This window comes from Phycisphaerae bacterium, assembly GCA_017999985.1.
In the GTDB taxonomy this organism is placed as follows: domain Bacteria; phylum Planctomycetota; class Phycisphaerae; order UBA1845; family Fen-1342; genus JAGNKU01.
The window spans coordinates 1-25,324 of sequence record JAGNKU010000005.1 but is presented as its reverse complement, the minus strand read 5'-3'; the positions used below and the strand labels follow the sequence as shown (position 1 = coordinate 25,324).

Annotated in this window: 16 protein-coding genes; 9 read left to right on the top strand and 7 right to left on the bottom strand. The window is 66.4% G+C overall.

The window, feature by feature from the left end; translation table 11 throughout:
* The first annotated feature begins 9 nt into the window (after positions 1-9).
* Positions 10-1,581, top strand: a complete 1,572-nt coding sequence (locus KA383_08080; protein ID MBP7746078.1) for an FAD-dependent oxidoreductase — start codon at positions 10-12, stop codon at positions 1,579-1,581.
* 186 nt (positions 1,582-1,767) lie between these two features.
* Positions 1,768-2,532 (top strand): sugar phosphate isomerase/epimerase, encoded by a 765-nt coding sequence (locus KA383_08075; protein ID MBP7746077.1) that lies wholly within the window; start codon positions 1,768-1,770, stop codon positions 2,530-2,532.
* Between the two features lie 142 nt (positions 2,533-2,674).
* On the opposite strand, the gene KA383_08070 is transcribed toward KA383_08075, so the two are convergent.
* Complete coding sequence (locus KA383_08070) at positions 2,675-5,995, bottom strand: glycosyl hydrolase (protein ID MBP7746076.1); 3,321 nt, start codon at positions 5,993-5,995, stop codon at positions 2,675-2,677.
* Positions 5,996-6,027: 32 nt separating this feature from the next.
* Entirely contained in the window at positions 6,028-7,434 is a 1,407-nt protein-coding gene (locus KA383_08065) for a Gfo/Idh/MocA family oxidoreductase (GenBank protein ID MBP7746075.1), read from the bottom strand.
* 131 nt (positions 7,435-7,565) lie between these two features.
* Between KA383_08065 and KA383_08060 the strand changes: the two genes are divergently transcribed.
* Both KA383_08060 and KA383_08055 read left to right on the top strand, forming a co-directional pair.
* Positions 7,566-8,459 carry an NTP transferase domain-containing protein gene (locus tag KA383_08060; protein MBP7746074.1) on the top strand — a complete coding sequence of 298 codons (894 nt, stop codon included), beginning with the start codon at positions 7,566-7,568 and terminating at the stop codon, positions 8,457-8,459.
* On the top strand, positions 8,450-9,577 hold the full coding sequence (locus KA383_08055) for an aminoglycoside phosphotransferase family protein (GenBank protein ID MBP7746073.1): 1,128 nt from the start codon (positions 8,450-8,452) through the stop codon (positions 9,575-9,577). The genes KA383_08060 and KA383_08055 overlap by 10 nt, the downstream gene beginning before the upstream one ends.
* A 77-nt stretch (positions 9,578-9,654) precedes the next feature.
* Here the strand turns inward: KA383_08055 and KA383_08050 are convergent, their stop codons facing one another.
* Positions 9,655-11,943 (bottom strand): family 20 glycosylhydrolase, encoded by a 2,289-nt coding sequence (locus KA383_08050; protein ID MBP7746072.1) that lies wholly within the window; start codon positions 11,941-11,943, stop codon positions 9,655-9,657.
* A gap of 163 nt (positions 11,944-12,106) precedes the next feature.
* On the opposite strand from KA383_08050, the gene KA383_08045 reads away from it, so the two are divergent.
* The 3 genes from KA383_08045 (at position 12,107) to KA383_08035 (ending at position 17,123) form a co-directional block, all read left to right on the top strand.
* A complete protein-coding gene (locus KA383_08045; GenBank protein MBP7746071.1) occupies positions 12,107-13,687 on the top strand; it encodes a sodium:solute symporter family protein in 1,581 nt (526 codons plus the stop codon).
* A gap of 15 nt (positions 13,688-13,702) precedes the next feature.
* Entirely contained in the window at positions 13,703-13,873 is a 171-nt protein-coding gene (locus tag KA383_08040) for a hypothetical protein (protein MBP7746070.1), read from the top strand.
* Positions 13,874-13,949: 76 nt separating this feature from the next.
* Complete coding sequence (locus KA383_08035) at positions 13,950-17,123, top strand: discoidin domain-containing protein (GenBank protein ID MBP7746069.1); 3,174 nt, start codon at positions 13,950-13,952, stop codon at positions 17,121-17,123.
* 81 nt (positions 17,124-17,204) lie between these two features.
* Here KA383_08035 and KA383_08030 read toward each other — a convergent pair whose 3' ends face one another.
* The 4 genes from KA383_08030 to KA383_08015 all read right to left on the bottom strand — a co-directional run bounded on the left by KA383_08030 (position 17,205) and on the right by KA383_08015 (position 21,742).
* Positions 17,205-18,092: a hypothetical protein gene (locus KA383_08030; GenBank protein MBP7746068.1), complete on the bottom strand. Its 888-nt coding sequence runs from the start codon at positions 18,090-18,092 to the stop codon at positions 17,205-17,207.
* Positions 18,093-18,108: 16 nt separating this feature from the next.
* Positions 18,109-19,896, bottom strand: coding sequence for a hypothetical protein (locus tag KA383_08025; GenBank protein MBP7746067.1), 1,788 nt, complete (start codon positions 19,894-19,896; stop codon positions 18,109-18,111).
* 113 nt (positions 19,897-20,009) lie between these two features.
* Positions 20,010-20,819 (bottom strand): prepilin-type N-terminal cleavage/methylation domain-containing protein, encoded by an 810-nt coding sequence (locus KA383_08020; protein ID MBP7746066.1) that lies wholly within the window; start codon positions 20,817-20,819, stop codon positions 20,010-20,012.
* A 140-nt stretch (positions 20,820-20,959) separates the two neighbouring features.
* Positions 20,960-21,742 carry a hypothetical protein gene (locus tag KA383_08015; GenBank protein MBP7746065.1) on the bottom strand — a complete coding sequence of 261 codons (783 nt, stop codon included), beginning with the start codon at positions 21,740-21,742 and terminating at the stop codon, positions 20,960-20,962.
* 341 nt (positions 21,743-22,083) lie between these two features.
* Here KA383_08015 and KA383_08010 point away from each other — a divergent pair, with 341 nt between their 5' ends.
* Together KA383_08010 and KA383_08005 are read left to right on the top strand one after the other, a co-directional pair.
* Positions 22,084-23,472 carry a beta-glucosidase gene (locus KA383_08010; GenBank protein MBP7746064.1) on the top strand — a complete coding sequence of 463 codons (1,389 nt, stop codon included), beginning with the start codon at positions 22,084-22,086 and terminating at the stop codon, positions 23,470-23,472.
* Positions 23,473-23,483: 11 nt separating this feature from the next.
* Positions 23,484-25,324 (top strand): hypothetical protein (locus KA383_08005; protein ID MBP7746063.1); only part of this gene is annotated, 1,841 nt, incomplete at its 3' end.

Sequence of the window (25,324 nt, the reverse complement as noted above, 5' to 3'; positions counted from 1 at the left end):
AGCACGAACATGACAGCTAGACTTCTGTGCGGAGTGATGTCGGTCTGCATGTTCGCGGGCTGTCGGGCGGGAAGCGAGCGCTACGACGTTGTTGTCTACGGTGGGACGTCGGGTGGCGTCGTGGCGGCGGTGAAGGCGGCGCGGATGGGGCACTCGGTGGTGCTGATCGAGCCGGGCCGGCATCTGGGCGGGCTCAGCGCGGGCGGGCTGGGGGCGACGGACATCGGGAACAAGCGGGCGATCGGCGGGATGGCCCGCGATTTCTACCGGCGGATTGGTCGGGCGTATGGTGCGGAGGAGGGCTGGAAGTTCGAGCCGCACGTCGCCGAGCGCGTGTTTGAAGACCTGGTCCGCGAGGCCAGAGTGCCGGTGGTGCGCGGCGAGCGGCTGGATCTGGCGAGCGGCGTGCGGAAGGACGGAGCGCGGATCGTGGCGCTGACGATGGAGTCGGGTCGGACGTTCGCCGGGCGAGTGTTCGTTGACGCGAGCTACGAGGGTGACGTGCTGGCGAAGGCCGGCGTGCGCTATCACGTGGGGCGCGAGAGCAACGCGACCTATGGCGAGACGCTCAATGGCGTGCAGGCCGCGAACGCGACGAAGCACCAGTTCACGCACGCGGTTGATCCGTACGTTGTGCCGGGCGATCCGGCGAGCGGGCTCCTGCCGGGGATCGAGCCGCGGCCGCCGGGGCCGGACGGCAGCGGTGATGCGCGGGTGCAGGCCTACAACTTCCGGGTGTGCACGACGGATGTGCCGGAGAATCGCCGGCCGTGGCCGCGACCGGCGGATTACGACGCGCAGCGGTACGAACTGCTGCTGCGCAACTTCGAGGCCGGCGACCTGCGCGTGCCGTGGCATCCGGTGCCGATGCCGAACCGCAAGACGGACACGAACAACAACTTCGCGATCTCGACCGACTACATCGGCATGAACTACGCGTACCCGGACGGCGACTACGCGACGCGGGACCGGATCATCCAGGCGCATCGGTCGTATCAGCAGGGCCTGCTGTGGACGCTGGCGAACAGTCCGCGCGTGCCGGAGGCGGTCCGGACGCACTTTCAGACATGGGGGCTGGCACGCGACGAGTTCATGGATAACGACAACTGGCCACACCAGCTCTACGTGCGCGAGGCGCGGCGGATGATCTCCGACTACGTGATGACGCAGCATGACTGCCAGGGCGAGCGCGTGGCGGAGGACCCCGTCGGGCTGGCCGCGTACACGATGGACTCGCACAACGTGCAGCGGTATGTGGATGCGACCGGGCACGTGCGCAACGAAGGCGACGTGCAGGTGGGCGGGTTCCCGCCGTATCCGATCTCGTACCGGGCGATCGTGCCGCGGCGGGAGGAGTGCACGAACCTGCTGGTGCCGGTGTGCCTGTCGGCGTCGCACATTGCGTTCGGCTCGATCCGGATGGAGCCGGTGTTCATGGTGCTGGGGGAGTCGGCGGCGACGGCGGCGGTGCTGGCGATCGAGGCGGACGTGGACGTGCAGGCCGTGGATTACGAGCGGCTGGCGAAGCGGCTGAATGCGGATGGGCAGGTACTACGTTGGATGCCCGCGAACGCGCGGTAGCGATGTAAGCGTGATGGGTGCGCCACTCGCATGCGGCGTGTTCGTGCGGTATTCTGCGCGGCGAACTTAGCCGCGAACGGCGGCAGGCCAACCTGAGGAGACGACATGAACCTCTCACGGCGTGACATATTGAAACTGGGTGCGAGTGCGGCGGCGTTGTGGGCGGCACGGGCGAAAGGACTGGCGATGCAGGCGGAGCCGCGGAAGAAGATTCCGGTGGGATTGCAGCTCTATTCCGTGCGCGAGGACTGCGGCAAGGACCTGCCGGGCGTGCTGACCGCCGTGGGCAAGATGGGTTACGAGGGCGTGGAGTTCGCGGGCTATTATGGCCGCAAGGCCGAGGAGCTGCGCAAGCTGCTTGATGACAACGGGCTGAAGTGCTGCGGCACGCACACCGGGCTGGACACGCTCACCGGCGACAATCTGAAGGCCACCGCCGAATTCAACCGCACGCTCGGCAACAAGTTCCTGATCGTCCCGAGTCTGCCGCCGACCCACACGGCCTCGGTGCAGGCGCTGAAGGACACGGCGAAGCTGTTTGGCGAACTGGCGGAGAAAGCCAGGCCGCTGGGGATGCGCGTCGGGTATCACGCGCACGCCGGCGATTTGCGGCCGGTCGAGGAGCAGGTGCCGTGGGACGTGATCTTCGGCAACACGGGTCCGGAAGTCGTGATGCAGCTCGACACGAGCAATTGCCTGGATGGTGGCGCAGACCCGCTGGCGGTGTTGAAGCGCTACCCGGGGCGCTCGGTGACGATCCACCTGAAGGAACATGGCGGCAAGCCCGGCGCGGTGATCGGCGAGGGCGAGGTCGCCTGGAAGGACATCCTGCGGTTCTGCGAGAAAGAGGGCGGTACGGAGTGGTACATCGTCGAGCAGGAGCGCTACGCGGGCGCACCCATCGACAGCGTCAAGCAGTGCCTGGTCAACCTGCGGAAGATGCTGGCGTGAGTCGGGCCTGAGCTTCGTCCGCGCATCCGGGGAGTGCCAAGCTCCGCTTTGTCGCGGCAAACCGGAGGTTTGCGCCCCCCTTTCTGTAGCGTGAGGCTGTAATCCTGCACGCAGCACGCGTGCGGCTCAAACGCACCGTGTTCTAGTCCGTCTCCAGCTTCCACGTCGGAATCCGTCCGGGTGTCCAGGGCGCCCCGGCGGCTTCGAGTTGGTCTTCGAGCTGCCGGAGATCGGTTTCCATCAGGCTGCGCAGCTCGGCCAGCACCGGCGCGAACTCCTCGCCGGCGTAGCGATAGGCGTCGCGCTGCGTTTGCGTCGGGGCCGCGGTGGATGACCAGAGGCTGCCCGCAACGCCCTCGATGCGCTCGGTGATCGAGGTCGGCGCCGGCTCGTTGCGCTGGGCGCGCGTCTGGTCGCCGCGCAGCTTGGTCAGCAGTGCATCCAGGCGCAGCGCGAGCCGCTCAACCTCGGCGAGCAACGCCGGATCAGCGGCGGGCGTGTCGAGGATCGTCCGGCGCAGGTGCGCCAGCCGGTCCTGTGCCTCACCGGCTGTGCGCGACGCGCCGAGCACGGCACGCTGCAAGCGCGCGACTTTCTGCTTGAACGCGAGGGCTGCGGAACGATCGCGCGCCGCGAACGTGGCGCGCTCCAGCGGCACCACCTGGAATGACTGCGGCAGAGCCAGCGGCGTGACGACTCCGTCCACGTCCTGCGCAAGCGTCACCCTGTATTCGCCGGGCAGTGCGAGCGGGCCGACCGGATCGGTGGCCCAGGGCGGACGGTCGCCCGGCGGCTGAAGCTGCGTCGGCGTGGAGGACGGATAGCGCAGGTCCCACGCGACACGCTGGAAGCCCTTCTCACGCGGGCCGGTGATGCGCCGGATGGTCGCCCCGGTCGCGTCCTGCACCAGCAGCACGATTTGCGGCGCGCGCTCCTGGTCCTCGGCCCGCAGCTCGTCGATCGTCGGATACGTGGTCGGCGCCCCCTCCTTGGCCGCCTTCTGCTCCGCCTCCTTACGCCGTTCGCGGCGTGTTTGCAGCTTGTCCTTGAGGTAGTACGTGAAGACAGCGCCGAACGGCGGATTCGGGGCGGCGAAAAAGGCATCGCCCTGGCTGCCGCGGCCGGCATTGCCGCCGAGCCGATTGCTCTCGATGTAGCGCAGGGTGTCCTTCACCGGCAGCAGGGCAGGGCCGCGCTCGAGGAACTCCGGCGTGGCGGAGCGGAGGGGCGTGTAGTCGTCGAGGATGTAGATGCCGCGTCCGAATGTGGCGAGCACGAGGTCGTTCTCGCGCGCCTGAATCTCCATGTCGCGTACCGCGATCGTCGGCAGGCCGCCGGTGAGACGCACCCACTTCTGGCCGGCGTCATTCGTGAAGTACGCGCCGAATTCCGTGCCGACGAACAGCAGCGTCGCGCTGACGGTGTCTTCGGCCAGGCTATACACCACGTTGCGTGCGGGCAGATTGCCGGCACATGACGTCCACGTCTGCCCGCGATCCGAACTGCGCAGGAGATATGGCTGGAAGTCGCCGTTCTTGTGATTATCGAACGCGGCATAGACCGTGTTCGCGTCGTGGCGCGATGCCTGGAGCCGGCTTACGTACGTCATCTCCGGCACGCCCGGAAAGGTCTCCAGGCGGCGCCAATTCCGCCCGCCGTCCTCGCTCACCTGGATGAGGCCGTCGTCGGTGCCGACGTAGAGCAGGCCTTCCTGCAGCGGCGACTCCGCCAGCGCGACAATGTTGCCGAAGAACGAAGTCGAATCGCTCTTGGCAACGGCGTCCGCGGGCTGGATGCGCCCCATGACCGGCAACTGGTTGCGATCGAGGCGGCGCGTGAGGTCCGGGCTGACGAGCGTCCAGCTATCGCCGCGGTCGTCGCTGCGGAAGAGCCGGTTGGCGGCGAAGTACAGCCGGCGGTGGTCGTGCGGGCTGATCAGCAGCGGCGCGTCCCAATTCCAGCGGTAAGGCTCAGCGCCGGGCGGCTCCTGGGGCTTGATGTCGATGCTCTCGCCGCTGGGCCGGTCGTAACGGACCAGGCCGCCGTGCTGCCACTGGCTGTAGACGGTGTCGGGGTCTTCGGGGTCGACCTGGGTCTTGAACCCGTCGCCGCCGACGGTGACAAACCAGTGTTCGTTGGCGATGCCGAGGCGGTCGAGCGTGCGAGAGGGCGCGCCGACGGTGTTGTTATCCTGCGTGCCGCCGTAGACGTAGTAGAACGGCGTCGAGTTGTCCACGCTGACACGATAGAACTGCGTCACTGGCAGGTTGACCATGTAGCGCCAGTTCGCGCCGCGATCAGAGCTTTCGTAGACGCCGCCGTCGCAACCCAGCAGCAAGTAGTCCGTGTTGGCCGGGTCGATCCAGAGGGCGTGGTTATCAACGTGCCGGTCGTCCTTGACCTGCGGCTGGAACGTCTTGCCGCCGTCGGTCGTGACGTGCAGGAACGTATCCATGACATAGACACGTTCCGCGTCGCGCGGGTCGCAGGTCAGCTCGTTGTAGTACTGCGGGCTCGTGGTCTTGTAGTCGGAGCGTCGCTCCCAGTGCTCGCCGCGATCGGTGGAACGAAAGAACCCACTCTTGCCGTCCGCCGCCTCGACGATCGCGTAGAGCACGTCCGGGTTGGCTGGCGCGACGGCCAGCCCGATACGCCCGAGATCCACGTCCGGCAAACCGTGCGTGAGCTTGCGCCAGTTCGCGCCGGCGTCCGTCGACTTGTATAGCGCCGATTCCGGGCCGCCGTTGATGAGCGTCCACACGTGCCGACGACGCTGGTAGGCCGACGCGTAGAGCACGTCGGGATCGCGCGGGTCGATGTGCACTTCGTTCACGCCGGTGTCGGGGCTGATGTACAGCACGCAGGTCCACGTCCGGCCGCCGTTGGTCGTCTTGTACAGTCCGCGTTCCGGGCCGGCGCGCCACAGCGGGCCTTGGGCCGCGACGTACACCGTGTCCGAGTCGCGCGGGTCGATCACGATCCGGCCGATGTGCTCGGAGTTTTTCAGGCCAAGTTGGTCCCACGTCTGCCCGCCGTCGCGCGTGCGGTAGATGCCGTCGCCGAAGCCGACGCTGCGCTGGCTGTTGTTCTCGCCGGTGCCGACCCACAAGACGGAAGGGTTGTGCGGGTCGAGCGCGAGGCAGCCGATCGAGTACGAGCCCTGGCCGTCGAAGATCGGTGTCCAGGTCGTGCCGGCGTTGCCCGTCTTCCACACGCCGCCGGACGCGACGGCGACGTAGTACTGCCGCCGGTCTTGCGGATTGACCGCGAAATCGCCGATGCGTCCGGACATCAGAGCCGGCCCGATCGAGCGGAACTTCAGGCCGGCGAAGGCTTCCGCGGTCGGCCCGGCGGCCGTGGGTGCGCTGGTCGTGGTCGGTGCGGACGTTTGCGCAACGGCGTGTGTCGGCCAGCCGGCGCAGCACAGCAGCGCGGTGATCAACAGCGTGGGACACAGGCGCATGATGATGTCCTCAGTTCGAACCGATGATGCCCTCATGCTTCGACGATAGTCACAGGCGGATGGGTCTTCCACCGGCCGCGCGTGAAATCGGGGACGGCGAGGGCGCGGCTGCGGTTGGCAACCGACCGCTCCGTCAGCTCCGAGATACAGCTCCACGCCGCCGCGTCGTAGACGTCCATGTCGAGCGGCTGGCCGGTGATCAGGCAGCGGATCAGGCGGTAATCCTCTAGGTAGTCCATGCCGCCGTGGCCGCCGCTGGCCTGCTGCACGGACTCCGCGCGCCAGAGCGGGTGCTCGAATTCGGCGGCGTACTTGTCGAGCGGCTCCCACGCATGGGCGGGGCTGCGGCCTTCCACGTGGATTTGATCGGGGTAGCCGGTCTTGATCGCCCGTGTGCCCTGCAGCATGTGGATGCGGCTGTAGGGGCGCGGCAGGTTCGTGTCGTGGACAAGATAGATCGTGCGGCCGTTGACCGTCTTGATGAGCGTCAGGTTGAGGTCGCCGAGCACGTACTGCTCGCGGCGGCGCGGGTCGTCCGCGGCGAGGTGTTCCTGTTGATAGAGCTGGAGGCCGCGCGAGGGCCCGCTCATGGAGACGAGGTAGTCGAAGCGGTCGCCGCGGTTGATGTCCATGCACTGGGCGATGGGGCCGAGGCCGTGCGTGGGGTAGAGATTGCCGTTGCGGCGCATGGAGTGCGCGCGGCGCCAGAGCCCTTCGCCGGCCGTGCCGAATTTCACGTCGCGCAGGTCGTGCAGGTAGCCGCATTCGCCGTGCAGGACTTCGCCGAACAGCCCTTTGCGGACCATGTTCAGCACCATCAGCTCGGCGCGGTCATAGCAGCAGTTCTCCATCATCACGCAGTGCTTGCCGTACTGCTCGGCCGACTCGACCAGCTCCCAGCATTCGTCGATGGTTACGGCCGCCGGAACTTCCGTGGCGGCGTGCTTGCCGGCGCGCATGGCCGCGACGCAGACAGGGACGTGCCATTCCCACGGCGTGGCAGTGAAGACGAGGTCGAGGTCTTCGGTTTCGCAGAGCCGTTTGAAGTCCCATGGTCCGCGGTCGTAGCCGGTCGGCTTCGGCTGGCCGGCCCTCACGACGGTTTCCTGCGCGCGGGCGACCTTTTCCGGAACTATGTCACAGACCGCGCGGATTTCCGCGCCGGGGACTTTCAGGAGTTGATTCACGTGGTTCGAGCCCATGCCGCCGACACCGACGAAGCCGATGCGTACGCGCGGCATCGGCGGGGCGGCGAACGGCTTGGCCGGGGCGGGTGTGAGGCGGCGTCCGACCGAGGCGCAGCCCGCGAGGCTGAGCGCACCGAGGGCGCCGAGACCGGCGGCGGCGGCCAGGCGCAGGAAATCGCGGCGGTTGTGCTCGTGGGAGCGGGGTTCACGTTCGCTGGCGGACGGCGGGTGCAGGTCGGCAGAATCGGTCATGGCGACGCTTCTCCACAGGACTGGCAGGCGATGTGCGCCCGTGACGCACGCGCGGGGAATATGGTACCGTTACGCCCTGTGCCGCGACAGAAACCGCCCTGTGCCGGGTGGCGGCGGCCGAGGAACAGGCGATGGACTTGACGCTGGTTGTGCTCGCCGCCGGCATGGGCAGCCGTTATGGCGGAATGAAGCAGCTCGAGAAATTCGGCCCGGGCGGCGCGACGCTGATGGACTACTCGGTCTACGATGCGCTACGGGCGGGCTTCGGCCGGCTGGTGTTCGTGATTCGGCCGGAGATGGACGGGGCGTTTCGCGAGGCGGTCGGGCGGCGCTACGAGCGGCGCGTGCCGGTGGCGTATGCGTACCAGCGGCATGACGACCTGCCGCTGGGGTTCAGCGTGCCGGCGGACCGCAAGAAGCCATGGGGCACCGGGCATGCGGTGCTGGCGGCGCGGGAAGTGACGCAGCCGTTCGCGGTCGTGAACGCGGATGATTTCTACGGGGCGCAGGGGCTGGCGGCGACGGCGGATTTCCTGCGCGGCGGCGGGTCGGACCACGCGCTGGTTGGCTATCGGCTGCGCGATACACTGCCGGAGGAAGGGACGGTGTCGCGCGGCATCTGCCAGTGTACGCGCGACGGCTGGCTGGAGAGCATCGTCGAGACACTGAAGATCGAGCGGTGCGGAGCTGATGCGCGCTGCCCGGACGAGCATGGCGGTTGGCGGACGCTGCCCGGAGACACGATCGTCTCGATGAACTTGTGGGCATTTACGCCGGGTATCTTCGGGGAGCTGCAGACGGCGTTTCAGCGGTACCTGGAGCAGACCGGCGGGCGGGCGGACACGGAGCTGCACTTGCCGAGCGCGGTGCAGCAGGCGCTGCAGGCGGGCCGCGCGCGGGTGCGCGTCCTGCCGGCGGGCAGCGTGTGGTGCGGCGTGACCAACCCGCAGGACAAGCCGCGCGTGGAGCGGGCGATTCGCGCATTCGTCGCGCGCGGCGATTACCCGGCGCAGCTATGGGATTGACTGTGCCGCCCGAGCTCGAAGCGGTGAGCGCCGCGTTCGACTTCGCGGGCGAGGTTGTGGCGTGTGAGCCGTTCGGCGGGGGGCACATCAACGACTCGTTTCGGCTGACCTGCCGCGCGCCTGAGGGCACGACCGGCTACCTGCTGCAGCGGATCAACGCGCGGGTCTTTCGCGCGCCGGCCCGCGTGATGGAGAACATCCAGCGGGTGACGGAGCATGTCGCGCGGCGGCTGGCGGTGGCCGGCATCGCCGATCTGACGCGGCGGACTTTGACGCTGACGGCGACGAAGGCCGGAGCGGCGTTCCACCGAGCGGCGGACGGAGCGTGTTGGCGCGCGTATCGGTTCATCGAGCGCACGCGCGTGCATGCGCTGGTGGAGACGCCGGCGCAAGCTGAGCAGGCGGGGCGCGCGTTCGGCGAGTTTCAGCGGCTGCTTGCGGACCTGCCGCCGCCGCGGCTGCACGAGACGATCGCGGATTTTCACAATACACCGGCGCGCTTCGAGGCATTTGACCGGGCGTGTGCCGCGGATGTCTGCCAGCGTGTGCGGCGTGCGACGGCGGAGATCGAGTTCGCGCGGCAGCACCGGCCGCTGGCGGATGTGCTGCTCGATCTGCAGCGGCGCGGCGCGATTCCTGAGCGTGTGGTGCACAACGACGCGAAGATCACGAACGTGCTGCTCGATGAGGATAGCGGCGAAGCTCTGTGTATCGTCGACCTGGACACGGTCATGCCGGGGCTGTCGCTGTACGATTTCGGCGACATGGTGCGGTCGATGACCTGTCCCGCGCCGGAGGATGAGACGGACCTGGCGCGGGTCGAGGTGCAACCGAGCCTGTTTGCGGCGCTGGCGCGCGGTTACGTATCGGCTGCCGGAGCGTTTCTGACGGCGGCCGAACGGGCACACCTGGTGACAGCGGGCGAGCTGATCACGCTGGAGCAGGGCGTGCGGTTTCTGACCGATTACGTGGCGGGTGACACGTACTACAAGACGCGACACCCAGAGCACAATCTGGAACGCTGCCGCGCGCAATTCAAGCTGCTCCAGTCGTTGCAGCGGCAGGAGCACGCGCTGAGCCGGATCGTCGCGGACTGCGCCAAGGCCTCGCCCTCTTAGCGGGAAGGCAGGATGAGGGTGTGAGTTCTGGACGCTTAACCCTCCCCTGCCCCCCTTTGGGAGGGAGGGGAGTGACGCTATGGGACGCGGAACAACACAGTGTTCGGCAATGCCTGGCGCGGCAGGCCGGGGCCTTCGTAGCTGATTTCGAGGGCCAGGGCGCCGCCGGCCTGGAAATACTCGATCGTGAGGGGGTGCCGGCCGGCCTGGAGCAGCACTTCGCCGCGCCGTTCTTCCGCGGCGTGCAGCCCGTCGTTGTCCACCACCGCGTCCGTGCCGATCAGCAGCCGACTGCCGTCATCCGACTTGAGATAGAACGTGTACGTGCCGTCGGTGGGGACCTCGATAAAGCCGGTGAAACGCAGCGCGAATTGCGCGTCGCGCAGCCGCACGGCCAGATCGAAGCCCGTCGCCTGACCGATCGCTGCCGGCGTGAACTTGGCGAACTGCGGCAGACGGTTCCAGCGGCCCTCGTAGTATTCATAGCTCAGGCCGGGCACCACCTTGGGGAGCACGACGGGGGCATGCGCGGCCAGCTTCGCGAAGCGAATCTCGACCGCGTCGCTGGCGTTGCCGCTGGGCAGAATCGTGCGGGCCCGGATCATGGTCGTCTCGGTGAATTTCAGCGGCTGCTGGTACTGCGGCGACTTGGCGTCCGGTTCGCTGCCGTCCGTCGTGTAGCGGATTTCGCCGCCGCGGAAGGGCGGTGCGAACTCGACCGTGACGGACTCGGTGAAAGTCGCCTGGGGATGTGTGAGGCGCGGCGGGGGGACGCAGTAGGTGACGCCGAGGGCTTCCAGCCGTGCATAATGCATGTCCATCCGGCGGGCGAAGTCGGCCGCGTTGCGCGTCTCGGCTGGCGACCAGGCGGCCTCCGCCAGGGCGCACATCCGCGGAAAGACCTGGTGATCGACCCGCGACATCGGGGTCCGCTCGGTCCACATCGTGCCCTCCAGTCCGAGCACGTGCCGCGCTTGCTCAGGCGTCAGTCCGGCTGGCGTGGGCTCAAACGCGTACGACTTTTCCAGCGTGATGAAACCCATCCATTCCGGCCGGGCCGGATCGGCGTACTGCGGGTAGTCGATGTAGCAGTGGCTGGTGGGTGAGCAGATCACGTCGTGGCCCGCCCGGGCAGCCGTGACGGCGTGGTCCAGGCTGCGCCAGGCCTGCACGGTCGCGTTCGGCGCGAGCCCGCCCTCGAGAATCTCATCCCAGCCGATCAGTCGCCGGTTGTGGCTGTTCAAGAAGCGCTCGATCCGGCGGATGAAGTAGCTTTGCAGTTCGCGCTCGTCTTTCAGCCCCTCGGCCTGGATGCGCGCCTGGCATTTCGGGCACGCCTGCCAGCGGGCCTTGGGGCACTCGTCGCCACCGATGTGGATGAACTCGGACGGGAACAACGGGAGCACTTCGGTGAGCACATCCTCCAGGAACGCGAAGGTCTGGTCGTTGCCGGCGCAGTACACGTCCTCAGTGATGCCCCATTCGGTCCGCACCTGGAACGGCCCGCCGGTGCAGGACAGCTCGGGATACGCGGCCAAGGCGGCCAGCGAATGGCCGGGCATTTCGATCTCCGGCACGACGGTGATGCCGCGGCTGGCGGCGTAGGCGACGATCTCACGCACGTCGTCCTGCGTGTAGAACCCGCCGTAGCGGCCGGCGTCGTCGCGTTCCTGCTCCGAGTCGCGGGTGACGGTGCGCCAGGCGCCGACCTCTGTCAGTTTTGGGTACTTCTTGATCTCGATCCGCCAGCCCTGGTCCTCGGTCAGGTGCCAATGCAGGACGTTCAGCTTGTGGTACGAGAGCAGGTCGATGTAGCGCTTCACGAATTCCTTGCTCATGAAGTGCCGGCCGCAATCGAGCAACATCCCGCGCCACGCGTAACGCGGGCGGTCGACGATCTTCAGGCACGGCCACGCGGCGGCGGCCTGCGCGTCGAGCGTCAGAAGCTGTCGGAGCGTCTGGACGCCATAGATCAGGCCGCGCGCCGTACGGGCCCGCAACATGACCGACTGCGGCGTGATGGACAGCTCGTAACCCTCGTCGCCGAGCATTTCCGGTGCGCCGGCGAGCGTCAGCAGGATGACGCCGTCGCGGGCGACCGGCTCGTCGGTCTCCTGCACGGGCAGGGTCTGGCCGGTGGCGGCGCGGAGTTGATCGGCCAGGAACTCGCCGACCACCCGTACGCCGGCGGTTTCGAAGTCGACGCGGATCACCGTCGCGCTGGCGAGCGCGCAGGTGCCGGACTGGAGCTGGAGCTCGGCGGGTTGTGGCACGATGGCCGGTCCGGTGGTTGACAAGTTGGCCCCCAGTTGCTGAGCGGAGTTGAGTAGAGCACACATCGCGATGATCACACCTCGGCCGGCCATGGAAATCCTCGCCGCATTGGAGACATACGCCACAGCCCCACCGTGCGGCAGGCATGGTACCACGGCGGGCGGCGGTTGGCACGCGAAACCGGGGCCGCGGGGCGGGTTGTCGCGGGGTCGGCGGGCGATATGATGTCGCACGATCCCGATCTGGAGATCGTGCATGCTCAGCCTACTCGCGGAGCAGACCAATTTCTCTTGGCCGATCGACGGTAGCATCGTCGGCTTCTACCTGCTGGCGACGATGATCGCGGGCATCATGGTCCGCAAGTACGTTGGCAAGGTCGAGCATTTCCTGGTCGCCGGCCGCGAGATGAATGTGTATCTCGGCATTGCCTCGCTGGCGGCGACCGAGTTCGGCATCGTCACGTGCATGTACACGGCGCAGAACGCGTACAAGTACGGCTTTTCAGGGGCGATTCCGGGGCTGACGAACGTGGTGGCGATGTTCCTCGTGGGCTACACGGGGCTGGGGATCAAGCCGCTGCGCGATTCGGGGGTGATGACGATCCCGGAGCTGTATGAGCAGCGCTACGGCAAGTTCGTCCGGTGGCTGTCGGGCATGGTGATCGTCCTGGGCGGGTTGCTGAACATGGGTGTGTTCCTGCGGATGGGCGGGCAATTCCTGGTCGTGTGCTGCGGGCTGAACCTGCACTACCTCGAAATCACGATGACGTTCCTGCTCATCGCGGTGGCGGTGTACACCGTGCTGGGCGGCATGCTGTCGGTGCTGGTGACGGACTTTCTGCAGTTCGTGGTGATGAGTGTTGGCCTGGTCGCGGTGACCATCCTGGTGCTGATCAAGACGGGCTGGGCCGACATCGTGACCGCGGTCGCCGTGCACCATGGCGACGGTGGCTTCAACCCGTTCGTAAATCCGGACCTGAAATGGCAGTTTGTGCTGTCGAACTCATTCACGAGCCTGGCCGCCGTCCTTACTTGGCAGCCCGTGATCACCCGCGTGCTGGCGGCGAAGGACACGCGCACGGGCCGCAGGATCTACACGCGCACGTCGTTCTTTTTCATCGCCCGCTGGATGCTGCCGGGCCTCTGGGCCATGGGCGCGCTGGCGGCCGTCGCGGTGTCGCCGGAGAAGCTTGCCGAGATCGCCGGGACGATGGGCGAAAAGGATGGGACGATTTTCGCGATGCCCTATTACCTGGCCTTGATTCTGCCCAGCGGGCTGATGGGCATTCTCGTGGCGGCGATGCTGGCGGCGGACATGTCCACGGACTCGTCCTATATGCTCACGTGGGGCAGCGTGATCTACAACGACATCCTCGGCCCATTCCGGCGGCGCGGGATTACAGAGCGGGCCGGCATCTTGTGGAACCGCTGCATCGTCGCGTGCATTGGCATCTTCCTGCTCATCTGGGGGTTGTGGTACAAGCTGGAGGGCGATCTGTGGGCGTACCTCCAGCTCACGGGCACGATCTACCTGGCGGCGATGTCCATCCTGCTGCTGGCGTGCTGCTACTGGCGCCGCGCGAATAGCTGGGGTGCGATCGCTGCAATCATCGTCGGTGCGGCGCTGCCGGTGATCGGCCTGGCACTGGACAAGCTCGTGCAGGTGCCCGTGGTCGAGAATAACACCACCAAGATGATCGGCTGGACCGCCGCGCACATCGGGCCGCACTGGTTGAACATCGGCACCTACGGTGCCACGGCGGCCGCCATGGTGATCGGCTCGCTGCTCAAGAATGTCTTCGTTCGGCCCGGCGGAGCTCGGTCGGCGCACGCATAGCCCGGAGCGAAACCTATGTTTCTCGCGGTCACGCACGTTGCGATACAGTGGTTCTGGGGGTTGCTGCTGCTGGCCTGCCTGGTGTGGTATTCGACGGTGACCGTGTATGTCGCCATTCGCGGCGCCGTGGACATCAGGCAGATGCTGGCGCGGCTGGCCGCGCTGAAGCGCGAGGAACATCAATAGGCCGTCGCGGGGGTGGGTCGATCGTCACACGTCGCGCGCGGCGGCGGGCCGCGTGTGCGAATTGGGAGTCTAAACCATGCGCTTCATCCTGAAGTTCGTACTCGCGTGCGTTGCTCTCGGCGTGGCTGCGAAGGCTGTCGCGCAGCAACCGGTGCTCGACGCTTGCGATACGCTCGACGCCTGGAAGGTCGTCGCCTCCGATGGTGTTGTCGCGAAGATCAGTCGGGCGGACGGGCTCGATGGCGGGGCGCTGCGGCTGGACTTCGATTTCCAGAGCGGCTCCGGTTTCTGCGTCGTTCGCCGGGACGTGCAGTTAACGCTGCCAAAGAACTACCGCTTCAGCGTTGCGCTGCGTGGTTCCGCGTCGCCGAATACGCTGGAATTCAAGCTCGTCGATCCGAGCGGGGACAACGTCTGGTGGGTGCCGCAGCGCAGCTTCGAGTTTCCGACGGATTGGCGGACGCTGAGGTTCAAGGCGCGGCAGTTCCGCTTCGCGTGGGGGCCGTCGGGCGGCACGCCGCTGGAGCAGATCGGGGCGATCGAAATCGCGGTCGCCGCCGCGACCGGCGGTCAGGGCCACATTCTCATCGACAACCTGATGTTTGAGCGCCTGCCCGAGCCACAGCCGGTCACGCAATTGCCGGTAGCGCATTTCTCATCTGGCACGGCGCATGGCGAATCCGGGCCGACACAGCTCGCGGAGGTTGGGCTCATTGAGTGGGTCAGCGCGCCGGACGACCGGCAACCGTTTCTACGGCTGGATTTTCAGCAAGCGCGCGAGTTCGGCGGCCTGGCGCTCGACTGGGGCAACGACGACTTTGCCACGGCGTACGAAATCGAGCTGTCGCTCGATGGGCAAGCCTGGGAGAGCGTTGCGACGATTGCCGGCGCCGACGGCGGGCGCGAGTATATTCCGCTGCGCGATGCCGAGGCGCGTCAACTCCGGGTCACGGTGCGTGAGACCAGCCGCGGACAGGGCGTGCGCGTGCAGCATGTGCGATTGCTCAGCGTCGACTTTGCGGAAACGCCAAACAACATGTTCAGCACGATCGCGCGTGAGCAGTCGCGCGGGCGCTTGCCGCGTTATTTCCTGGGCGAGCAGACGCCCTGGACGGTGGTCGGCGTCGCCAACGATGAGAAAGAAGCGCTGATCGACATATTCGGTGCGCTGGAGGTCGATAAGCTCCGCTTCCGCATTGAGCCGTTCCTGTACATTGACGGGCGCTTGGTCACCTGGGCCGACGTGGAGAGCACGCCGTCGCTGGCCGACGACTACCTGCCGATTCCGTCGGTGACGTGGCTACACGGCGATCTGGAACTCGTGACGACGGCGCTGGCGGCGGGCGATGCGGGGGCGTCAACGCTCTACGCACGCTATCAACTTATGAATCGCGGCGCGCAGCCCGTGCGCGGCACGCTGTTTCTGGCCGTGCGACCGTTCCAGGTGTTGCCGCCGTGGCAGGAACTGAACATCACGGGCGGTGCGTGTCGCGTGGAGTCGCTCGCGTGGGATGGCCAGCGCCTCGCTGTCAACGACGACAAGGTGGTTGTGCCGTGGACGAAGCCGGCGGCGTTCGGGGCCATGACGTTCGCGCAGGGCGATATCACCGAATACCTGGCGGCGGAGCGATTGCCCGGGGCGAGCGCGGTGCAGGACCCGACCGGCTGGGCCTCGGGCGCGCTGCGCTACGATTTCGCGCTGGGGCAGCAGGCGCAGGCGACCTACGTCGTGGCGGTGCCATTCCACGGCAAGATCGCCGATGTGCCGGCGAATGCGGAGGCGCGCTACGCTGAGATCGAGAAGGACGTACGCGCTCTCTGGTCGGCCGAGCTGAATCGCGCCAAGCTGACGCTGCCCGCGAGCGCGGCACGACTGGTCAACACGTTCCGGACCACGCAGGCGTACATCCTGATCAACGCGGACGGGCCGTCGATTCAGCCCGGTTCGCGGAGCTACGAGCGAAGCTGGATTCGCGACGGGGCGCTCACGTCTACGGCGCTGCTCTACACCGGTCATCGCGAGCGTGCACGGGCCTTCGCCGACTGGTACGCGGGCTACCAGTTCCCCAGTGGCAAGGTGCCCTGCGTCGTCGACCGGCGCGGCCCCGACCCCGTGCCGGAGCACGACAGCACCGGCGAGTTCATCTACCTGCTTCGGAAATACTACCTCTTTACGCATGACCGCGCGCTGCTGGAGCGCCATTTGCCGCGGGTCATCGCCGGCGTGGACTACATCGAGGCCTTGCGCCAGGAACGCATGACGCCGGAATACCGCGACGGGCCGCCGGAAAAGCGCGCGTGCTACGGCTTGGTGCCGGAGTCCATCAGCCACGAGGGCTATTCCGCGAAGCCGATGCACTCGTACTGGGATAGCTTCTTCACGCTGCGCGGGCTCAAGGACGCGACGACGATCGCTCAGATTCTCGAGCGGCCGGAGCTGGAGGAGCGCTTCCGCGCACTGCGCGATGACTATCGCAAGTGCCTGTACGACTCACTGCGCCTGGCGATGGAGCTGAAGCACGTCGATTACATCCCCGGCTGTGTGGAACTTGGCGATTTCGACGCCACGTCCACCGCGATCGCCATCTTCCCGTGTGGCGAACTCGAGGCACTGCCGCAACCCGCGCTGACCAACACATTTGACCGGTACTACGATTTCTTCTGCCAGCGGCGCGATACGCGGCCGATGAACTGGGACAACTACACGCCGTACGAGATTCGCATCGTCGGTACGCTGGTCCGCCTGGGGCAGCCGGACCGCGTCCACGCGCTGCTGGACTTTTTCTTCGGCGACCAGCGGCCACAGGGCTGGAACCACTGGGCCGAGGTTGTCTGGAGCAATCCGGCGACGCCGAAGTTCATCGGCGACATGCCGCACACGTGGGTCGGCTCGGACTATATCAGTGCTGTGCGCAGCCTGTTTGTGTACGAGCGCGAGTCCGATGTCGCCCTGGTGCTCGCGGCCGGCGTGCGGCCGGAGTGGCTGACATCACCCGACGGCGTGGCGATCGCCGATTTTCCGACGGAGCATGGCGCGCTGGCGTACACGCTGAAACTCGCGGGTGATGAGCTGGTGTGCGAGCTAAAAGGCACGGGCACCGTACCGCCCGGCGGTCTGGTGCTCCATAACCCGCTGGCGCGTCCGATCCGTGCGGCGACGCTTGACGGCCAGCCGGCGGAGCTGCTCGGCGACCACGACGTGAAGCTGACGGCGCTCACTGGTCGCGTGGTGTTGACGCTGGCGCCGTGACGCAGAAACGAGACGCAGGCCGACGATGACTCGCCGGCCTGCGTGTGTGAACAACGCTCAAGTGCTACGTCGCGCCCGCCGTTACGGGCAGGTGATCGGCAGCGAGCTCGTGCTCAGCAGCGTCACGAACGGGTTGATGTCGCCGAAGCCCGGATACACGCCGTCATCATTGATGTCGCCGTTCTTCGGATTGCAGCCCGCGTAGGTCGTCTGCCACGTCGCGTAGTTCGACAGGTACAGGACGAACGGGTTGATGTCGCCGAAACTCACCACGCCGTCACAGTTCAGGTCGCCCAGGCAGTACGCGGGCGCCGACTGAACGTTGAACGTGAAGCTCGCACCGGCGACATTCACAGTCGCCGCCGTCACCGGCGAATACGCCGGCGGCGTCGCCACGCTGGTCAACACGTTCGCCAGGGCGTTCTCCAGGCGGAAGGTGTAAGCGCCCGTGGTCGCCGGGGCCGTAAACGAACCGGACAGCACGATCTGCTGGCCGCTCTGGCCGATGCCGCCGGTCACGACCGCGTTCTCAGCAATGCCCGAGCCCGAGGCCATCGCGGTGCCGAACGTGTTCTGGGCGCCGCCGATCTGAACCAGGTTCTTCGCGCCGGCGGTGCCGCGCTGCACGCCGACGTAGCCGGACGGGTTGCCGGCTTCGCCGGGATTGGTGATGCCGAGCGGGCGGTTGAACTTGGCCAGTGCGGCGGGAATCGAGGCGGCGTTGCCGTACGGCAGATCGAACTTTTCGGGGTTGGCGGCGTCCTGCGTCAGGTCGCAGGCGAACAGCGCCAGGCCGACGTTGTCGCCGGTGGAGACGCTGACCTTGATGGTCCAGTCGATGATCGCGCCGGGGGCCACATTCGTGCCGGCCTGGGGCGATTCGAGGATGAACGAAACGGTGCCGGCCGCGAGCGCGGAGGCGGACAGGGCCGCGACCGCGAGCAGGGCACAAATTCGACGTGTAAGCATCTTCAATTCCTCCGGGTTACGGGAGCGGGCCGGTCATGTGCGGCGCAAAGTACTGGAAATCGGCAAAGTCGACGTCATTGTCGCCCGTCGAGTCGAACACCATGCCGTTCCACTTCATCGGTCCCCCGCTGCCGGTATACGCGATCTGCATCTGGGCGAAGTCGTGCAGGTCCTCGTCGTCGTCGCCGTCGGCATCGGCGCCGTCGAACCGGTTGAGCACAACCGCTTCGCAGGCGTCGAAGTAGACCCGGCCGCTCAGGGCCGTGCCCTTCTCGATGATGTCCACGAAGCGCGTGGTCGCGTTCGTCCCCGCGGGCATCGTGTAGTCGATGTAGAGCCTGATCCACGTGTTCTTCGGGGCGCTCGCGTTGATCGTGTTGCTGGCCGGACCGATGTCGACCGGCGGCGGCACCGTGCCCAGCACCCACTCGACCTTGACGCCGGCCAGGCCCGGCCCGGTCAGCTTCGCCGTGCTCGGCGTGTACAGGTACGCGCTGACGTCCAGTGTTTCGCCGGGTGTCACCGCGATTTCCTGGAAGATGCCGGCGACGGCCTGGCCGGTGGCCTTCATCGTGCAGATTTCATCGTAGGCCGGCACCGTGAAACAGCTCTTGCGCGCGGACGAGACGCCCGTCGTATAGAACTCGGTCCAGTCCGCGATGCCGTTCGGTCCGCCGAGGCCGTCCTCGAAACTCGGGTTCAGCAGTTGGTTCACGCCAGGCGCGGTGCTGAGCTCGGCATAGGCCCAGTCGAAGTGCACGTCGCCAATCGTCTGCGCGTCGCCGACGTAAATGCAGACGATCTTCGCGATGGACACGTCCTCCGGCACGGTCGTGCTCAGGTCGACCAGCGTCCACTGATCGGCGGTCGCCGTCTCATCGAACGCCAGGTTCTCCACCGGGGGCGGAGCGCTGCCGCCGCCGGCCGAGAATTCCAGCTTGAGCCCGGCGCGCGAGTTTTCGACGAGCGGGTCGGTCTGCGGGTTCCAGACGTAGGCCTGCAGGTACACGCGGTCGCCCTCCTGCAGTGTCTTCATGTTCTGGAACAGGCCGGAATACGCCTCGCGCGTCCCGAGCTTGAGGCTCGCCAGGCCGTCGTTCGCGACGTCGGCGGACTTTTCCTGGTCGTTGAAGCCAATCCAGTCGTCGATGCCCATCGAGCTCTGCCCGGTGCTGTGGCCGGCGGTCTCGAAATCGCCGTTCAACACCAGGTCAGTCCCGTTGACCAGAACGATGACATCATCCCAGTACGCCGCGCCGGAAATGTCGCCTGGCGTCCAGGTCAGGCGGCAGGCGACGCGCACTTTGACGGTGCCCGCCGGGGCCGTGTAGGGGCCGAGTGCGGCCGGGATCCAGGTGCTGCCCGGGGAAGCCGCGTTCAGCGGATAGACCTGGTAGAGGCTGATCGTGCCGCCGAACATGTCCAGGAACTCAAGCACCAGCCCGGCCTGACCGCTGCCGCCGAGCTTGTCGAATGAGGGGGTGTGCAGTTGCACCGAGGCGCTCACGATCTGCCCGGCGCTGACGCCGGCGATCACCTGGTTCGCGCCGGACGCGGTGCTGTCGCCATCGCCGAAGGCCTTCAGCGCGTAGCCCCCGTCCGGGGGGTAGTAGTTCACGGTGGGGGAGCGCTCGACGTTGATGCCGAACTCGGTCCACTGGTCCGCGACCTGCGGATCGATCGCGCCCGCGCCCTCGCCGAACTCCATGCTGCCGTTCTTCAGAATGCTTTGCCGGGCCAGCAGCGCCGCTGGCGCCAGGAGTAGCCCGAGCACGCCGATTGTCATTGCCCTGCGTAGTGTCATAACGCCTTAGTCCTCTCAATTGCAGCGCACACAGAAACACACGGACAGATGTTCACGCGTCTCGAACCGCAATGCCCTGTCCGGCGCAGGCGCCTGAGCGACGATGGTCAGGTTCAAGGATCGCCGTCTATCCCCGTCCGCGTCAGGCCCCAGCAGTAAAACGGGCGGTTCTTATGGCCGTCGTAGTCCTTCAGCTTGGCGGGGTCCTTGTAGCGGGTGCGTGACAGCCGCTCCACGTGCGCGTCGAGAAACGCAAATGCGCGCCCGTCGCCGTGTCGCGGCGTCATCGACTCCCACTTCGCGTCGCAGATCGTCACGGTATCGGCGACGAACGGGATCTTGCTGATGAGCCCGCCGCTCACCGCCGGCACCGGACCCTCCGCGGTTGAAGCCCACTTGCCCCAGTCGTTGAACCAGTACTCGGTGTACAGGGCGGAGATCAGCTCGCCGGTATAGTCGGTCGGATTGATCGCCGGCCACCAGCCGTTCTTGAAGGCCTTGATGTAGAGCGAGTCCGCCTTCTTCACGACGTAGAAGCTATATTCTTCGTCCGTCGGCTTGTACGACAGAACCGACGTTTCGCCAGCCGCCGACGGGCACTTGTAAGCCCGGAGATCTTTCAGGTACGGCCAGAAGTGGAAAAACTGGTGGTACTGGTAGTAAGGCGCGCGATCCTGTTCGCCATCCGGCGTGCCCTGAATGTACGGCAGCCGGCCCTTGTTGTCGTCCGAGTAGTACGTCGTCGCGAGGGCGAGCTGATGCAGGTTGGACCGGCAGACGGCTTCCTTGGCCGTTGCCCGCGCCCGGCCCAACGCCGGCAGCAGGATCGATATCAGCAGCGCGATGATCGCAACCACCACCAAGAGCTCGATGAGCGTGAACGCTTGTGTGCACCCGTGTTGACGCTTGTCGCTCGAGGCCATCTGTCGTACTCCGGCGCTCCGTGCCTGGCTCACCATCTGCCGCCCACACGGACCCGCGGCCTCCGGGACGGTGACCCGGCTCCGTGTGGGCGCGCCGACTCAAAGCAAGCGGCCGCAACATCCGTGCGGCCGCGCGACCCTTACCGTCCTCTCCGAAGCAGCGCCAGGCCCAGCCCCAGCAGCGCCAGGCCGGCCGGCTCCGGCGTGTACACCATGTTCGCGAATTCGATGTGACCCCAGTTGCCCGGGATCGCGCTGTTCACCTTCGGCATGAACCAGCCGCCCACGCGGGCGTCATTCAGGATGCCCCACAGGCCGTAAGGTGGGTCCTCAGCCGGGTTGCCCATGTCGAAGTTGAGGACGCCGCTCGTGTAGGTCGTGCCACCTTCGGTGTAGAAATACTGGATCGTGCCCGGATCCTCCGCAGTCAGGCTGTTCGGGTTGTACACCACGCCCAGACGCACGGTCTCGCCGTTCGTGTAGGTCACGCCGTGATTGGCCGTGAAGTTATAGAACGGCAGCCGGCCGCCCCAGCACGACACTTCGCCGTCATCCGTGCGGAGCATGAACACGCCGTCGAAGTCCTTCGACCACCACGGCGACACGTTCAGGCCGCCCTCGATGTTGGCCGTGCCGGTGATGGTCACGTCGCTGAAGAACGCAAAGCCGTCATTGTTCATGAAGACGGCTTCGCTGATGCCACCGTTGGCCGAAAGGCGGAAGTTGTGGCGGTTGGCCCAGCCACCCTGGTCCAGGCCCTGGTCGTCCATCCAGATGCTCGCTGGATACAGGTTGCCACTGGTGAAGACCGAATACGACGCGTCGTTCCAGAGCCGCGGCTTGATGATGGCGGAGTCGATCACCGGCGACGCCACGGCCGTCGCCACTACCAGAAGTACGCACACGCTAATGGCTGTCTTCATTGTTCACACCTCCTGGAGAATGATGCCGAGACGTGCGATCTGCGTCTCACGGCGCCGGCCGAGGACACGGTGTACTCGCGACACGGCGCCCGGAGGACGGAGTGCCGTCCTGAGCACTATGGAGTATACCACGGGAAAACTCGCATTGCAAGCGCTTTCATAATCTGGTATGCTCTGGGACAGGTGCGGGCGCGATTGCACGCGCCGACGTGCGCCTGTGATCGCAAACTGCTTGCTGCATGGGCACTTGCATTCAGGTGCCTTCCGGGGTACCGCGTGCCGGCATGAGCGTCACCTGCTAAGATATTGTAGGCGCCCGCCTGTCCAGTTGTGGATCACGTATGGCCGTCAATTTCCCCGAGCGCTTTCTGTGGGGTGCCGCGACCTCGGCCTTCCAGGTCGAGGGCGCCGACGCCGCGGATGGCAAAGGGTCCAGCATCTGGGATGAGTTCTGCCAGTGGCCCGGCAAGGTCGCCGGCGGAGCTACGGGCCAGGTGACCTGCGACCACTATCGCCGGTTCCGGGACGACGTTGAGCTTATGCGGCGTCTGAATCTGCGTGCGTACCGCTTCAGCGTGAGTTGGCCGCGCGTCATGCCCGCCGGTCGCGGTGCCGTGAACGCCGCCGGTCTGGACTTTTACGACCGACTGGTGGACGAGCTGCAAGCCGCCGGGATCCAGCCGCTGGCAACGTTGTACCACTGGGACCTTCCGGCTGTGCTGCAGGCGGAGCTTGGCGGGTGGACCAGCGCTGAGCTGCCGGCGATTTTCGCCGACTATGCCCGGCAGGTCTTCGACCGTCTCGGCGACCGCGTAGGCCACTGGCTGACCGTGAACGAGCCTTGGGTCGTGGTGAACGACGGTTACTTCCGGGGGGTTCACGCACCTGGCATTCAGGACCGGGCGCTCGGCTACGTCGTCGGGCACAACCTGTTGCGCGCCCACGCTTATGCTGTCGCGCAATATCGAGCCGGGCGGCACAATCAGGGTGCCATCAGCTTCGCGCTGAACACCACCTACAACTATCCCGCGTCAGACAGCACGGCGGATACCGAGGCCGCCGAGCGGGCCACGCTGAACTTCGGCGGCTGGTTCACCGACCCGCCGTATTTTGGCGATTACCCCGCCGTGCTTCGCGAGCGCCTCGGGGCGCTGCTGCCGCCGTTTTCGCCGGAGGATAGCCGACTGCTGAAGCGTTCGATGGACTTTGTGGGGCTGAATTACTACTCGAGTGACGTTGTGCGCCACGCCCCTGGGGTGGGGGCGATGGAGCTGGAAATCGTTCCCCAGCGGCATGTTACGCACACGCAGATGGGTTGGCCGGTGGTGCCGGATGGTCTGCGCCGGTTGTTGCATTGGCTGCACGAGCGCTATGCCGGCCTGCCGATCTACGTTACAGAGAACGGGGCCGCGTTTGACGACCAGCCTTCCGAGACCGGTCTTGTGAATGACCTGCCGCGCATCACGTACTTGCGCGATCACATTGCGGCCGTCGGGCAGGCGCTGGCGGAAGGCGTGGATGTGCGCGGCTACTTCGTCTGGTCGCTGTTCGACAACCTCGAGTGGTCGTATGGCTTCACCAAGCGCTTTGGAATCGTGCGTTGCGATCCTGAAACACAACACCGCACGATCAAGGCCAGTGGGCACTGGTATGCCCGTTTCATCACCGAAGGGCGTCTGGATGACGCCGGAGTGACCAGCCCGGAGTGTGGAGTGGAGGTGTCGTCGTGAGGAGCAGCGTGGTGCGTGCGCGACCGTGGATGTGGGCAGGCGTATGGCTGGCGCTCGGCCTCGGCGCGCTCCCCGCCCGCGGTACGACCACGATCTTTGACGTCACGAACTTCGGCGACTGGTCGCTGACGTACTTCACCGGGTTCAGCGGCACGGTGGGCGTGACGACGGCCTGGCCCAGCGAAATGGGTTGGCAGGGTGATCAGATCGACATCGCCTTTGACCTGCCCGCGGGCGTCCCGGCCGACGCGCGCCAGTATCGCTTTCGCATCATTGTATCGCAGCACTTCACGCAGTCCTTTGACCTTACCGTCTCTGCCGGTCCAACGCTTGCCAATCTGGAGCCGGTACAGAGCGAGTACATGGATACGGCGCGCGCGTACGCCGCGACGATCCCCGTGACGTGCTTCGTGCCTGGCCAGACGAACTACATCCGCATGAAGGGTTCGGGTGTGCAGGTGGGCAACGGCCAGCCATCCGGCATCCGCTGGGTGAAATGGGCGTTGACGCGCACCGACTTCGCGACCGACCTTGACGCACTGCGCGCCGATCAGTTGCAGCGCGCAAAGGCGTACGTGCTCGATGCCCTGTGCGGCAACGGCATGGTCCGGGACGGCCTGCCCAATTCGCCGACCGTGCCACCCTATCACCCCGCCACACCGGACGCCGCCGGCTTCGAGCTGCTGGCGATTTGCGCCGCGGATCATCTCGGCCTGATGTACAACGGTCACGTCGCGGTGCAGTGGATTCTCTCCGCGTACGCCGGGCACACGCCCGGCGTGGTTCCTGATCGCCAGCCGGACGGGCACTGGGTGCATTTCATGGATCCGGCGACGGGGGCGTACGCGGGCGGCGGCTGGGACCCGACGTATAGCCCGATCGGCTCGGCGTTGCTGGTGAGCGGCGCACTGTTCGCAAAGAACCACTTTCACGGCAACGCCACGATCGCCGCGCTGGCGGACGAACTCTATGCGACAACGGACTTCAACGCCGCGATCCATCCCAGCCTGGACGGACGCGTGTATCTCGGCATGGCCCCGGGCGGCGGCGCGCTACCGGGTGAGCTGCGGCCGTGGAACGAGTACATGCTGGTGGTGAGCCTGGCGTTGCGTCAACCGAACAACCAGCGCGCCCTGGCGGTCGCGCCGCTGTGGTTGAACGCGGCCAACGTGCTGCACATTTCGTACCAGGGCATTCCAACACTCACTGACAACGCCGGCGGGTTCGCCCCGGCGTTCTGGGTACACCAGCAGCACTTCTTCAACACTGACTTCGCCGCCAACGCGGAGTTCGAGCAGTACATGCTGAATCACATGCGGGCAGATGCGCTCTACGGCGCCATGGGGCTGAACCTGCCCTACCTCTACGGCCTGACTGCCGGCGTCGATCCGAGCGGTTACTTCGCCGACCGCATCTACAATCATCACAATGTCTTCGCGCCGGAAGCCGTGGCGGCGTGGGGTGATCTCGACACGCTGCTCGAGTTCGCGCAAGCCCAGCCGCCCAACAGCGACGTGCGGTTCCGCTACGGCCTGACGCGCGTCTCGTCGGCCAACCCGTCCTGGGTCCCGTATGATTCCGGCCTGGTCGACCATCTCTTCCAGATGTTCGGCTTGGTCGAGAGCATCGACCCGCTGTTCTTTAGGCAGAGGCAGCCGTTCCAGACCGACAATGACGTGGACGGAATCGCCGACGCCCACGACAATTGCCCCGGCGCCTGGAACCCGGAGCAGGTGGACTCGAACGGCGATGGCACCGGCGATGCGTGCGACTGCGGTACCGTGTGGGCCGACGCGGACGGTGACGGTGACGTGGACCTGGCGGACTTTGCCGGCTGGCAGCGCTGTACCGC